The 13886-nt window shown below is 63.3% G+C and carries 13 protein-coding genes and 1 pseudogene; all 14 read right to left on the reverse strand.

What is annotated here, in order from left to right; translation table 11 throughout:
- Nucleotides 1-2: 2 nt before the first annotated feature.
- On the reverse strand, nucleotides 3-920 hold the full coding sequence (argF, locus tag ACLI1P_RS07110; protein ID WP_296133248.1) for an ornithine carbamoyltransferase: 918 nt from the start codon (nucleotides 918-920) through the stop codon (nucleotides 3-5).
- Complete coding sequence (locus tag ACLI1P_RS07115) at nucleotides 917-2131, reverse strand: acetylornithine transaminase (protein WP_306507901.1); 1215 nt, start codon at nucleotides 2129-2131, stop codon at nucleotides 917-919. Before ACLI1P_RS07115 ends, argF begins: the two co-directional genes overlap by 4 nt.
- Nucleotides 2128-3063, reverse strand: a complete 936-nt coding sequence (gene argB, locus ACLI1P_RS07120; protein WP_306507907.1) for an acetylglutamate kinase — start codon at nucleotides 3061-3063, stop codon at nucleotides 2128-2130. The genes ACLI1P_RS07115 and argB overlap by 4 nt, the downstream gene beginning before the upstream one ends.
- Before the next feature lie 13 nt (nucleotides 3064-3076).
- Nucleotides 3077-4234 carry a bifunctional glutamate N-acetyltransferase/amino-acid acetyltransferase ArgJ gene (gene argJ / locus ACLI1P_RS07125; protein WP_306507900.1) on the reverse strand — a complete coding sequence of 386 codons (1158 nt, stop codon included), beginning with the start codon at nucleotides 4232-4234 and terminating at the stop codon, nucleotides 3077-3079.
- 64 nt (nucleotides 4235-4298) lie between these two features.
- Nucleotides 4299-5341, reverse strand: a pseudogene (gene argC / locus ACLI1P_RS07130) (N-acetyl-gamma-glutamyl-phosphate reductase).
- A 70-nt stretch (nucleotides 5342-5411) separates the two neighbouring features.
- Nucleotides 5412-5864 carry a hypothetical protein gene (locus ACLI1P_RS07135; RefSeq protein ID WP_306507899.1) on the reverse strand — a complete coding sequence of 151 codons (453 nt, stop codon included), beginning with the start codon at nucleotides 5862-5864 and terminating at the stop codon, nucleotides 5412-5414.
- Nucleotides 5865-6083: 219 nt separating this feature from the next.
- A complete protein-coding gene (pheT, locus tag ACLI1P_RS07140) occupies nucleotides 6084-8600 on the reverse strand; it encodes a phenylalanine--tRNA ligase subunit beta (RefSeq protein WP_411708453.1) in 2517 nt (838 codons plus the stop codon).
- 28 nt (nucleotides 8601-8628) lie between these two features.
- Nucleotides 8629-9675, reverse strand: a complete 1047-nt coding sequence (gene pheS, locus ACLI1P_RS07145; RefSeq protein WP_296133242.1) for a phenylalanine--tRNA ligase subunit alpha — start codon at nucleotides 9673-9675, stop codon at nucleotides 8629-8631.
- Nucleotides 9676-9819: 144 nt separating this feature from the next.
- Complete coding sequence (locus ACLI1P_RS07150) at nucleotides 9820-10620, reverse strand: TrmH family RNA methyltransferase (protein WP_296133240.1); 801 nt, start codon at nucleotides 10618-10620, stop codon at nucleotides 9820-9822.
- Between the two features lie 120 nt (nucleotides 10621-10740).
- Entirely contained in the window at nucleotides 10741-11196 is a 456-nt protein-coding gene (locus tag ACLI1P_RS07155; protein WP_296133238.1) for a TM2 domain-containing protein, read from the reverse strand.
- 237 nt (nucleotides 11197-11433) lie between these two features.
- Nucleotides 11434-11817 carry a 50S ribosomal protein L20 gene (rplT, locus tag ACLI1P_RS07160; RefSeq protein ID WP_066484446.1) on the reverse strand — a complete coding sequence of 128 codons (384 nt, stop codon included), beginning with the start codon at nucleotides 11815-11817 and terminating at the stop codon, nucleotides 11434-11436.
- Nucleotides 11818-11874: 57 nt separating this feature from the next.
- Nucleotides 11875-12069, reverse strand: a complete 195-nt coding sequence (gene rpmI, locus ACLI1P_RS07165) for a 50S ribosomal protein L35 (RefSeq protein ID WP_010190075.1) — start codon at nucleotides 12067-12069, stop codon at nucleotides 11875-11877.
- Nucleotides 12070-12105: 36 nt separating this feature from the next.
- Nucleotides 12106-12627, reverse strand: coding sequence for a translation initiation factor IF-3 (gene infC / locus ACLI1P_RS07170; protein WP_082013933.1), 522 nt, complete (start codon nucleotides 12625-12627; stop codon nucleotides 12106-12108).
- 259 nt (nucleotides 12628-12886) lie between these two features.
- Nucleotides 12887-13855, reverse strand: coding sequence for an S-adenosylmethionine synthetase (locus tag ACLI1P_RS07175; RefSeq protein WP_411708454.1), 969 nt, complete (start codon nucleotides 13853-13855; stop codon nucleotides 12887-12889).
- Nucleotides 13856-13886 lie beyond the last annotated feature (31 nt).

Here is a 13886-nt window from a genome sequence, read left to right on the forward strand (position 1 = left end):
GTCTACTTCTCCTCCTGTGCAGCAAGCAGCCACACCAGCAGCGCCTTTTGCGCATGCAGGCGGTTCTCTGCTTCATCGAAGACTCGGGACTGGGGGCCATCAATAACCTCGGCGGTGACCTCGTTGCCGCGGTAGGCGGGCAGGCAGTGCAAGAAAATCGCATCGTCCTTCGCGCGCGCCATGAGGTCCGCGTTGACTTGGTACGGAAGGAACGGGGTGCGGCGGTCCTTACCGTCCGATTCCTGGCCCATCGAGACCCACGTGTCAGTGATGACCACGTCTGCGCCCTCCACGGCATCGAGAGAATCACTCACCGTGACCGTCCCCCGCCTGCGGGCACGCTCCACAAATTCCTCCTGTGGCTGGAAGCCCTCGGGCGCCACAATGGCCATCTCCATGCCGGCGGTGGCAAAGCCGAGCATGTAGGAGTTGGCCATATTGTTGTTGCCATCGCCCAGGTAGACGGCCTTGCGCCCAGTGAGGTCTCCGAAGTTTTCGCGGCAGGTCACCAGGTCTGCCAGGATTTGGCAGGGGTGCAGGTCGTCCGAGAGTGCGTTGACAATGGGGACCGTGGCGGTCTGGGCCATATCCAGCAGGTTCTGGTGAGCATAGGTGCGCCACACGATGGCCTCCACGAACCGCGACAAGACCGCGCCGGTGTCCTGGTAGGTTTCGCCCTTGCCCATCTGCGTGGACTTGGTTTCGGTCACGATGGCGTGGCCGCCCAGCGCGGCGATCCCGGCCTCGAAGGAAAAGCGCGTGCGCGTCGACGTCTTATCAAAAAGCACCGCCACCGACTTCGGCCCCTCCAAGGGACGCTCAGAGAAGGGCTCCTTCTTCAGCTGCAAAGCCAGGTCCAGAACCTCGGACTGTTCCTGCGGTGTGAGATCGTCATCGGCCAAGAAATGGCGCACGCTCATCCAACTTCCTCCAGTACCTTATGCAGGCGCTCTATGGCCTGATCGAGTTCGGCGTCGGTGATGACCAGCGGCGGGGTCAACCTCACGACCTCGCTGCTCGGCGCATTGAGGATGAGGCCATGCTTAAAGCCCGCCGCCACAACGTCCTTCGCCACCGACGTATTTAATACAACACCTAGCATAAGCCCTCGCCCACGCACTGTGGCGACATAGGGAGATTTGCTCAACTCACGGCGCAACTTCTCCCCTTTTCGGGCGACGTCGGCGACAAGTGAGTCGTCGACAAGCTCCAGCACCGCCGCGGCTGCCGCACACGCCACGGGGTTCCCACCAAAGGTGGTGCCGTGCGTACCCGGGGTGAAGAGATGTGCGGCTGCACCCCGCGAAATGGTGGCGCCAATGGGCAGACCCGCACCCAAGCCCTTCGCCATGGTGATGACATCCGGCAGCACGCCTTCGTGCTGGAAGGCAAAGAAATCGCCCGTGCGTCCCACACCCGTCTGCACCTCATCGACGATCATGAGAATCCCATGCTCATCGCACAACGCCCGGACAGCTTTGAGGAATCCATCTGGGGCGGGAATGACGCCGGTCTCCCCCTGGATGGGCTCCAGAATGATGGCGGCCGTGTCCTGCGGATCCTGCTCCACCAGGGTGGTCAGGTAGTCGATATCCCCGAAAGTGTAAAACTCCACCCCGCCCGGGAAAGGCTCAAAGGCCTTCCGCTTTCCCGGCTGCCCCGTCATGGCTAGCGAACCCATCGTGCGACCGTGGAAGCCGTGCTGTGCTGCCAAGATGCGGCGCCGCCCAGTCAAGCGCGCGAGCTTGAACGCGGCCTCATTCGCCTCCGCGCCAGAATTGGAGAAGAAGACGCGGGTCTGACTATCCCCCACCTTTTCAATGAGCTTGGCGGCGACCTCCACCACCGGCTGGCTGGCAAAGAGATTGGACACGTGCCCCACGGAGGCCACTTGGCGGCTCACCGCCTCCACGATGGCCGGGTGCGCATAGCCCAGGGTGTTCACCGCGATGCCCGCCAGCATGTCGATATACTCGTTCCCCTCTTCGTCGGTAACTGTCGAGCCGCGCCCGGAAACAATGGCCACCGGCGGGGTGCCATAGGTGTTGCTCAGCACCTGCGACCAGCGCTGGTTCAACGGAGTGTGGGCAGTGTGGCCTGTGTGGGCAGTGTGTACGTCTTCATTGCTCATTGCGTATCGTCCTTCCTGAATACGGTTCCCTCTGGGCAGTCCTCGCGCTTGTAGCCATTCGGCAAGATCATCGTGCCGATTCCGCCCATGGTCAATAGCTCCAAGAGGACCGCGTGCGCTAGCCGGCCATCGATCACATGGGCCGCATTCACCCCGCCTTCCACCGCCATAAGGCAGGACTCCATCTTCGGAATCATTCCGGAATCCAGATCCGGCAGCAGGGCGTGGAGTTTGTCCACCTCAATCTTGGACACAAGCGAATCACGGTGCGGCCAATCGGTGTACAGCCCCTCCACGTTGGTAAGGATCACCAGGCGCTCCGCCCCCAGTGCCTTGGCCAGCGCTCCCGCGGCGACATCGGCGTTGATGTTGTACACCTCGCCGTCTTGACCGGGCGCGATGGTGGATACCACCGGAATGCGACCTGCCTCAATAATGTCCATCACCGCCGCCGGGTTGACGCTGACGATATCGCCCACCATCCCGATGTCCGTCGGCTCACCGTCCACCTGTACCAGGCGCTTGCGGGCCGAAAACAACCCTGCATCTTCGCCAGAGGTTCCTACCGCGTACGGGCCGTGGGAAATAATGAGGTTGACCAGGCCGCGGCCGACCTGCCCGAAGAGCACCATGCGCACCACGTCCATGATTTCCGGGGTGGTGACACGGAACCCACCCTTGAACTCGCCCTCGATGCCCAGCTTGCCCAGCATCTCGTTGATCTGCGGTCCCCCGCCGTGCACCACGACAGGCTTGGCCCCCACCGTGCGCAGAAACACCATATCCGCGGCAAATGCAGCCTTGAGGGACTCATCCACCATGGCATTCCCGCCATACTTGACCACGACAATCTTGTCGCGGTAGTGCTGCAGCCACGGGAGCGCTTCTGCGAGCACCGTCGCCCGATCAGCATTGTTGAGGCCTTGAATCATGAGCATGTCCTCCCTAGGAGCTGTACGCGGAGTTGATCTCCACGTAGTCGTGGGACAGGTCGGTGGTGCGCACGAAAGCCGTACCGGCTCCACCAGTTCCCAGGTCCACGCGGACGTCGATATCCGCACCGGACAGTTCCACCTCGCGCGCGCCGGGCGTGCCTGTGGAAGCAACGCACACGGGCTGGTCGTTGAAGTAGACGGAAATGTTGTCTGGGTCCATGTCGGCCTCGGCCATACCGACGGCGGCCAGCACGCGGCCCCAGTTTGGGTCGGAGCCGAACATGGCGCATTTGAACAGGTTGTCGCGCCCCAACGTGCGGGCGGCGTTGAGCGCCTGGGCATCGCTGCCGGTGCCCTCAACGGTGATCTTGACGCGCTTGGTGACGCCCTCGGCGTCAGCCTGCAGCTGGTCCGCGAGGTCGGAGCACACCGCAAGGACGGCGGCGTCGAGCTCCTCCTGGCTCGGCTCCACCCCTGAGGCCCCAGAGGCAAGCAGGACCACGGTGTCATTGGTGGAGGTCGAGCCATCGACATCCAGCGTGTTGAAGGTGAGGTCGCTGGCCTTCTGTAGGGCGGATTGAAGGGCCTGCGCGCTAGCGACAGCATCCGTGGTGAGGCACACCAGCATGGTGGCCAGCGAGGGCGCCATCATTCCCACGCCCTTGCCCATCGCCCCCACGGTCCACCCCGGACCCTCATAGCCAGCCTCTTTGCTCACGGTGTCTGTGGTCAAGATGGCCTCGGCCGCGGCGTGCGCATTGGCGGAATCTGCACCAAGATCGTGGGCCACCGTCTCAATGCCCGCGAGCACCTTCTCCATGGGAAGGGGCTCCCCGATGAGGCCCGTCGAGCATACGGCGATGTCCGCTGCAGTGACACAAGCGTGCTCGGAGACTGCGGCAACCATCGCGGCGGCGTCCTTGTCGCCCTGCGCGCCGGTGCATGCGTTGGCGTTGCCGGAGTTATACACCACCGCCTGGAGCTTCCCGTTGGCCACGGCCTGGCGCGAGAGCTTCACCGGAGAGGCGACCACGCGATTGCGGGTGAACACCGCCGCGGCGTCGAAACGCGGGCCCTGGTTGACAACGAGGGCCATATCAGGCTTGCCGGAGGGCTTGATTCCGGCGGTCGTGGCACCGGCAACAAAGCCGGCGGGTGTGGTGATCATGGGGGTTCTCCTTGAGATGGTGATGGGATGAGAGGGTTAAGCGGACCGAAAACAGTGGCGCGGATTAGGGCGCTACGGCGGCCATGGGAAGGCCGAGGGTTTCCTCCCACTTCTGAGTGAGGTTGAGGCACTGGATGGCAGCACCGGCGGTGCCCTTGCAGAGGTTGTCGATTGCAGCGGTAATGATCAGGCACCCAGCGTTGTTGTCCACGTGCGCCTGTAGGTGCGCCATGTTGGTGCCCACGACGTTCTGGGTTTCCGGCTGCTGGCCCTCCGGCAGCACGTGACAGAAGGGCTCTTCTGCATAAAATGCATTGAAGACCTCCGTCACGCGGCGCTGATCCGTTCCGTGCGTCAGCGGGGCGGTCACCGTGGCGAGGATGCCGCGCGGCAGCGGCGCTAGGACGGGAGTGAAGCTGATACTCACCTCATGCTCAGTGAATGGCTGGAGGTTTTGGACCACTTCCGGGGTGTGGCGGTGGGTCCCGCCGGGTTTGTAGGCCTTGAGGTTGCCCATGGTTTCCGCACCCAGTTGGGCCACAGAGGCCTTCTTTCCCGCACCGGATACACCGGTGATGGCGATGACAGACAGGTCCGGTTCCACGAGCCCCGGGCCACGGCGGGAAGCGCGGCCAAGGTAATCGCCGTGGGGAAACATCCCGGCACGGCCACCCGGTTACTCCCCCGCAGCTGCTCGCGATTGCCGGGAATCTCTGGGATGCCGTAGGGCCAACTCCCGGCGTACTCGCCCCCGTAATACGCATCCCAGTCCGCCCGGTTTCGCAGGCGGAAGTCCGCCGCACAGTCGATGACCATAACGCCTTCTCCCAGCTGGCGCCCGATGTCGGCGGAGTGGCCGTGCGGCAACGCCAAGAAGACCACATCGTGCCCGGATAGCATATCGGCAGTGGTGTCCTCGATGACCCTGCCTGCCAGCTGCGGCAGGTGCGGCATGAGCCGGGAGACTTCTTGGCCTGCCGTGGAGTGCCCAGTCAGCGCGCCGAGGCGCAGCTCACCGGACAGAAATGCTGGGTGGGATAGCAGCAGGCGGAGTATTTCGCCGCCCGCATATCCCGTGGCTCCGGCAAGTGCTACTGAAATAGTCATACAGCCACACTAGCAAATAATGCAGTCGGCTGTATGTTATGCAGTATTCAATTCTTAATCCCGCTTCCCATTACAGTGCGCGGGAGGACACCTGACCCAGGCCCTCGGGCCCGGACACTGCAGTCTTGCCGGCATATCCCTTGTAGCCCTGCGGGGAGACGAAATGCAGGCCACCCTTCGCGTCAGCAATGACGGTGAGCTCGTTGTATTGGCGCACCTGGCCCGGCTGGATGTGGTCGAATGACGTGGACATGAGCCCCTGGTTGTAGCAGCCCGCGTACGTGCGGCCGGCGTAGTAGCTGTACTGCGGCGCCTTCTGCCCCGGCGGGTTGCACTCCGGGCGGGTGGCGCGCGCACCCTCGGAGAGGCAGCTGATGTAGGTGCCGTCCATAGTGGTGAAGTCGCACTTCACTGATCCATCAGAATTGGCAAAACCTTGAGCAATATCAGCCGACGCTAGCGGCGCGGACACTACCGCGCCGCCGACGAGGACGGCTGCGGCGAGGCGGGACACAGAACGCATAATGTCGAATTCCTTTCGTGGTGAGTAACGCTCTACCGGAAAGAATATGGCCCAGGACACATATGCGCCACCGCTAGGGGATCTTTCCCCGTATACACCACCGACCCGCCATCCCCCCACAACGGCGAAAGCCGCCCACAGGTACGTACTAGACACGTAAGCTGCGGGCGGCTTAGGAGAAACTCCCACTAAAAGCGGGAGCGGGCTCTGCCGATTTCTTTAGGCGCGCATGTCCGCGTTGAGGCGCTGCTTAGCCAACTCGGCGGCGGCTAGGCGGTGCTCGTTGACTTCGTCATCGGTCAGCGTGCGGTCACTAGCGCGGAAGAGAAGCTGAAATGCCAGGGACTTCTTGCCTTCGCCCAGCTGCTCACCACGGAAGACGTCGAAGAGTTCCACGGACTCCAGCAGCTCGCCGGCACCTTCCTCGACGACCTTGCGGACCTGCTCCGCCGGAGTGGTCTCATCGACAACCAGGGCGATGTCCTGGTGCAGAGCCGGGAAAGCGGACAGCATCGGTGCCGGGAACTTCTCCTCCAGCGGCAGTGCCGTCACATCCAGCTCCATAGCGCAGGTGCGGACCGGAAGATCCAGGGCCTCGAGCACCTGCGGGTGCAGCTCACCCGCGTAGCCCACGACAGTCTTCGCATCATCCGTGAGGACAATGGCAGCACAGCGTCCCGGGTGCCACGGCAGCTGCTCGGCGGACTCGACCCCGACGTCGACGCCAGCGGCGCGCGCAACCTGGCGCGCGGACTCGATGGCGTCGGCGTAGGCGTAGGCGCGTCCGGCACCCCACGGACCCTCGTGCTCGATTGCGCCGGTGGCGACGGTTGCTACGTGCAGCGGCTGCTCTGGAAGGGTACCGAGCAGATCGGCGACGACCTCATCAGACGGGCGGGACTCCACCGACGGCATCGGGGAGGCTTCCGCGCGCTTGAAGGCCACCTGCTGGAGACCAAAGAGAGCTAGGTCGCTGCGGCCGCGGGCGACGTTGCGCGCGATGGCTTCAAGCATGTTGGGCAACAGCGTGGTAGACAGCACCGCCTTGTCTGCCTCGAGCGGGTTCTGCACCGGCACGGTCTGGCGGCGCGGATCGTCCTTGTCCAAGCCCCAGACGTCGAAGGTGTCGTTGGCAATAAACGGCGCAGGCAGCACCTCGGCGTAGCCGGCGTAGGCCAGGCCATGGCCGATAGCGCGGCGGCGCTTCTGCGTCGGAGTCAGGCCGCGTCCGCCGGCCGGGGTCGGCAGCACGGTCGGGATATCCTCCAGACCTTCCAGGCGCAGGACTTCCTCAATGAGGTCCACGTCCATGGAGATATCCGTACGCCACGTGGCCGGGGTAACCTGCAGCTCATCACCGTTGTCAGTGACGTCACAGCCCACCTCGCGCAGGCGCTGGATAACGGTCTCACGGGAGTACTCCACGCCGGCGTACTCGCTGGGCTTAGCGGTGCGCAGGGTGATGGGCTCGCGCTTGGCGACGTCTCCCACGAGCGTCCGGCCAGCCTCGATGGTGCCGCCAGCAATGTGCTGCAGCAGCGCGCAGGCCACGTCGAGGGCGACCTCAACGATGGCTGGATCCACACCGCGCTCGAAGCGGCGAGACGCCTCCGAGGACAGCTTGTGGCGGCGAGACGTGCGGGCGACGGTGATCGGATCCCAGATGGCGGACTCGAAGTAGACGTCCGTGGTCTCCTCGGAAATCTCGGAGGTCGTACCACCCATCACTCCGGCGAGCGACTGAATTCCGTTGTCATCGCAGATGACCACGTCGCCGGCAGACAGCTCACGCTTGACGTGGTCCAGGGTCTCGAACTTCTCCCCTTCCGCAGCAGTGCGCACCACAAGATTGCCGCTGACCACGTTGGCATCGAAGGCGTGCATCGGGGCACCCAGCAACAGCATGACGTAGTTGGTGACGTCGGTGGCCAGGTTAACGCTGCGCTGGCCCGACAACATGAGCTCGCGCTCCATCCAGAACGGAGTGCGGGCGGTGGGATCAATGCCCGAGACCTTGCGGAGGCCAAAGCGCTGGGCTTTGGTTTCGTCCCGCAGGTCGACGTCGATAAGCGCGCCCTGCGGCTGCGGAACAGCCGAGGTATCCACTCCGGCAACGCTCGGGTCCTGTGCCACGTCCGGGAAGCTAAGGTCGAACGCCGCGGCCACCTCGCGGGTCAGTCCGCGCGCGGAGAGCGCGTAGCCGCGATCCGGGGTGATGTTGACGTCAAAGGCGGTATCCGCCAGGCCGATGATGGGCCGGGCGTCTTCGCCGACCTTATCCGCCACCTCGTCGCCCAGGACGATGATGCCGTTGGCCTTGTCGCCGAAGCCGAGCTCGGCGGCCGAGCACATCATGCCGTTGGAGATGTGGTCATAGGTCTCACGCGCGGCAATCTTGAAGCCGCCGGGCAGCTCTGAACCGGGCAGGGCGACCACCACATAGTCGTTCAGACGGAAGTTGCGGGCGCCACAGATGATGCCCTGCAGCTCACCAGTGCCGTTTGCCTGGCCCACGTTGACCTGGCAGTAGCGGATCGGCTTCTTGAACTGCGTAAGCTCCTCGATCTCTACGACCTGGCCGATAACGAGCGGGCCGGTCGTCTCCGGCAGCGCCGCATAGCCCTCGGTTTCGAAGCCGACACGAACGAAGCCAGAGTCCAAGTCCTCCGAGGAGACGCTCCAGCCGGAGTTAGCGGCGCCCAGGATGCGGGTAACCCAGTCTTGGGAAATAAGCATGGTTTCTTCTCTATCCTTTCTGGGTAACTTATGCCTGCACGCCGAAGGGCAGGGTGAAGCGGACATCGCCTTCGACCATGTCACGCATGTCGGTCAAACCATTGCGGAACTGCAGCGTGCGCTCCAGGCCCATGCCAAAGGCGAAGCCGGTGTACTCCTCCGGGTCCACGCCCACGGCACGCAGCACGTTCGGGTTGACCATGCCGCAGCCGCCCCACTCGATCCAGCCGGCGCCGCCCTTCTTGTTGGGGAACCAGACATCGACCTCTGCGGAGGGCTCGGTGAACGGGAAATAGTTCACGCGCATGCGCGTGGTGGTCTCCGGTCCGAACAGGACCTTCGCCAGGTGCTCCAAGGTGCCGCGCAGGTGGGCCATGGTCAGGCCCTTGTCCACTGCGAGCCCCTCTACCTGGTGGAACACCGGAGTATGCGTCGCGTCCAGCTCATCGGTGCGGAACACGCGGCCCGGGCACGCAATGTAGAGCGGCACGTCGCGCTCCAGCATGGTGCGCACCTGCACCGGGGACGTGTGCGTGCGCAGCACCTGCTTGGAGCCTTCCTTGCCCACGTGGAAGGTGTCCTGCAGGGTACGTGCCGGGTGATCCGGCTTGAAATTCAAGGCGTCGAAGTTGAAGTATTCTGCTTCTACCTCCGGGCCATCGGCGATTTCCCAGCCCATACCAACGAAGATGTCGGTGATGCGCTCCGACAGCGCAGTAATCGGGTGCAGCGCACCAGTTTGCGCGCGCGTGGTGGGGATAGTGACGTCCACCTTCTCCGCCTTGAGCTGGGCTTCGCGGGCCTGCTGCTCCAGCACCTCACGAATCTGCGCAAAGCTCTTCTCGGCCTTGCCGCGAGCCATGTTCACCGCGCGGCCGGCGTCCTTGCGCTGGTCCTTGGGCAGCTGGCCCAGGGACTGGCGGGCCTGCGGGATAAAGCCGCCATCGCCCAAGTGCTCGCGGCGGGCGGCGGTGAGCTCATCGAGGGTGGTTGCGGCCTCAAAAGCAGCGATGGCCTTCTGCGCGGCTGCCTCGAGGGCCTCTTCGGTCAATTCGATCTGAGGTGTGTCGGACACGTGCCTAAATTACCTTCTTCTCACACGAAAACTAACGCGGGCCATTTTACAGTGCGCGCCGACACCGGTGGCGACCAGCCCTGCAGACGGGGCGAAACAAATTCGCGGCCGCTACACCCGCGTCTGCCCCGGCGGGGTGGCCGCCTAGCGGGCCTGCTGCTTGGCCGATTCGTAGAGGCAGATGCTGGCCGCCGTGGCGAGGTTCAGCGACTCCGCGCGCCCCAGGATAGGAATGCGCACGCGCATGTCCGCTTCATCTTGCAGCTCCCCTAGGCCATGGGCCTCATTGCCAAACAGCCACGCCGTGGGCTGAGACAGGTCTGCGTCGGCGAGATCCACTTCACCATCGGCAGCCGTGGCGAGGATCTGCATTCCGGAGGAGCGCAGCTGGCCCAGCACGTCCTTGATGTTGGGATCGCGCGCCACCGGAATATGAAAGAGCGAGCCGGCCGACGCGCGCGCCACCTTACAGCCCAGCGGGTCGACGGTTTCGCCGGCAAAGATGACGCCATCGGCCCCCATCGCATCCGAGGTCCTAATGAGCGTTCCGGCGTTTCCCGGCTCGGCGGTCAGAACCGGCACGGAGACCAGCGAAGGCTTACCGGCAAGAATCTTGCCTGCCTTCCACAGCACCGGGCGGCACACGGCGAACAGCCCGGTGCTCGTGGCGGTATCCGACAGGTGCTTAGCCGCCTTGTCCGTAATGGCGTGCACGTAGACGTCCATGTAGCCGCACGTCTGCACGATGTGCGCGAAACGCTCCGCGGCCTTCTCCGTGACAAATACGTCCGTGGCCGCGCCGGTTGATACTGCGGCGTCGACGGCGTTCTCGCCCTCAATGAGGAAGCGATCCGCCTTCTTGCGGTTGGCCGCGCGGTGCAGTTTGGCAGCGTTGACCACGCGCGGGGTGCGCTCGGTGAAGGCATTCTCAAAGTCCAAGTTCATGGCCTCTACCCTACCGAGGCGACCGCGATACCTGCCGCTCGCCTCGTGCCCCGGAAACGTACAAAGCCCACCGTCTCCCCCTAGCAGGAACCGGTGGGCCTATGAAGAGCGTGCGGAAGACTACTTCTTCAGCGGAATGCCCTTAGAGTCCTTGTCGTATCCGCCGGCGCCGGCGATGATCATGATGAACTCAACAAGGACCCAGATTCCGAGACCAAGCGCCGTGAACTCGCCGATGCCGAGCCACGAGGTAGCAATGCTAAAGAGGCACAGCAGCAGCTGGCAGATGGCTCGCCCCGTGCGACCAAGGTAGAAGTTGTGAGATCCGAATCCACCCAGGAAGAAGGCGAGGAGCAAAGCTACTATCCAGGACTTCTGCGGAGCGTTGACCTGCCCCGGCTGGCCGTAGTGCTGACCCTGCGCCTGGTAGCCGCCCTGCTGCTGGGCGGGCAGGCCCTGACCGTAGTTGCCGCCCTGGTACTGGTTACCGTTGGAGTCAAACGGGTTCGCGTACTGGGAATTGTTGCCCGGAACGTTCTGGTTGTTCTGCTGGAAACCGCCGTTGGGGTTCGTCATGGTTAAGACTCCTTTATAAGCCTGTAGAAACAAGTTGTGATTGGTGGAACTCGATTAAAGTAACACAGGGCACAGGCCTTGTCGCCCTTTTCTGTCCTGCACTGGGGCTTATTCCCCACGGCGGCGTGGGTCCGGAGTTAAGGGTCCGGGTGGCGCTGGGCATGCGGCTGAATATGCGAAACGCCCGCCGTCCCCCTCGATAAAGGGAAGCGGCGGGCGCGGGAACGCTAGAAGAGCTTAGGCAGCCTTCGGTGCGTTGACGTCCTCCGGCAGAGCGGCCTTGGCGGCCTCGCACAGTGCGGAGAAAGCCTCGAAGTCGTTGACGGCAAGGTCAGCGAGGATCTTGCGGTCGACCTCGATCTCAGCCAGGCGCAGGCCGTGGATGAGACGGTTGTAGGTGATGTCGTTCATGCGAGCAGCGGCGTTGATGCGCTGGATCCACAGCTTGCGGAACTCAGACTTACGGGCGCGACGGTCGCGGTAAGCGTAAGTCATGGAGTGCAGCCACTGCTCCTTGGCCTTACGGTACAGGCGGGAGCGCTGGCCGCGGTAGCCCTTAGCGGACTTCAGGATCGCGCGGCGCTTCTTCTTGGCGTTAACTGAGCGCTTTACTCGTGCCACAGTAATACTTCCTTATCTTGGTTGTGAGTGTGTGGGGATGGGGAGTTTCGGCGCTGACTATGCGCGGCCGAGCAGGCGCTTGACGCGCTTGGTGTCTGCCTTGGCAACGTCCTCGGTGCCCTTGAGGCGACGGGTACGCTTGGAGGGCTTGCCCTCCAAGAGGTGGCGGCGGTTAGCCTGCTCGCGACGCAGCTTGCCGGAGCCGGTCACCTTGATGCGCTTGGCGGTGCCCTTGTGAGTCTTCTGCTTCATGAGAATTAAATCCTTAAATCCTAAGTGGAGCGTGGTCTACTTCTTGCCTTTGCGGACAGGTCCCAGGACCATGGTCATGTTGCGACCATCCTGCTTGGGGCGGGACTCAACGACGCCGATTTCGGCAACGTCGTCAGCCAGACGCTCCAGCAGGCGGAAACCCAGCTCCGGACGCGACTGCTCGCGGCCGCGGAACATGATGGTCACCTTGACCTTGGAACCCTTCTCCAGGAAGCGCACCACGTTGCCCTTTTTGGTCTCGTAATCGTGATCATCAATCTTCGGACGGAACTTCTGTTCCTTCACCACAGTTTGCTGCTGATTCTTACGGGACTCGCGAGCCTTCTGGGCCTGCTCGTACTTAAACTTGCCGTAATCCATGATCTTGGCTACGGGCGGCTTCGCGTTCGGTGCAACCTCGACCAAGTCAAGATCCGCTTCGTACGCGAGCTTGCGAGCATCGTCAGTACGGACAATGCCCACCTGTTCACCACCGGGGCCAACAAGACGGACCTCGGGTACTCGGATGCGCTCATTGATGCGAGCTTCAGCGCTGATTGTGGTTCTCCTCGATTGTGGGGGCTAGTAGTGTGCCTACCGTGACCACAAACGAATAAATCCCGGATGCCGCTGGCAGCCGGGAGTTTCTAACAAGCACGCACCACTCACGTGGCACCTACTCTTTTACCGTTATCCTGCGTTTGCACTGCCATAACGGCGTGCCCAGCGCGGCATCGGGTGGGAGAAACTCCGCTTGTGGCCCAAGTACCTCCTGGAAGAGGCGCTACGGGCGGTAGTGCCATAAACCCTAGCACCGCTAACTCGCAGAACCAAATCGCCGTGTGGATTCAGGTGTCGAGCTAGGCGCACTCGACGTTCTCGACGTTGTCGAGGTTGCGATGCCGCCTTCTTTGCCGGCCGTATCCTTCGCACACTCCGTGCGCGGGGTAATCGCACCAGCATCCAGGGCATCTGTGACCACCTCATCCACGCGCGTGGCTAGCACGTTGAGCGCCGGTATCGCCTCGTTCATGTCCTCCCCTGGCATGGTGACCTCAATTGCCAAGCCGACTGCGCCGTCATCGATGTTGCGCACCCCGAACTGGCGGTGGGTGTAGCCGTTGTCCAGTTCGGACAAGCCCCAGCCGCCCTTAGCGCGGGTGTTGGGCAGCGCGTCGAGCCCGTTGTGTTGCCATTGCACAATGTCATCCATGGCGTCGTAAACGTACTCTGCTTCCGGAATGCAGGGCAGGTGGGATCCGAACACCGCTTGATCGGCCAACAGCCACGTGGAGTATCCGAAGGTTTCCTCAAAGCGCCCGTGGGAGCCGTAGTCCTCCACCAAGGCTTCCACTGCCTCGGCCGCATTGCCCTCCGTCCATGTCACCTGAGACCACAGCGCCCAGGCCGCGTCGTTGTCAGACTGCTTAATGGCGAGGTCCACTAGGTCGGTACTGGCACCGGCGCGCAGAGCGGCGATGGCGATGGGGACTTTGACCGTGGACCACGTGGGTTCCTCGCCGGTGAGCCCCTCCTGCGTTACGTCCTTGTCGTCCGCGATGGCCACACCGGCACGCACGTCGTATTCTTCCTCTACTTCGGCAATGGCGTGGTCGAGCTCGGCGCGCAGATCAAAGTCGGCGCGGGCGGCTGACGACGTCGCAGTGGCGTCCTCCGCCCCAGGTTCCGGGGCACCGGGTGCCGAGCACGCTGCGAGGATGCCGCCACAGCCGACGGCGAGCAACGCCGCCTCGCAGGGCCAAGGAACGCGGTGAAACTCTTTCATTCAGAGCACTTTATACGGTCCTGGCGCCACA

Origin of the sequence: Corynebacterium tardum (assembly GCF_046717785.1) — a bacterium.
In the GTDB taxonomy this organism is placed as follows: domain Bacteria; phylum Actinomycetota; class Actinomycetes; order Mycobacteriales; family Mycobacteriaceae; genus Corynebacterium.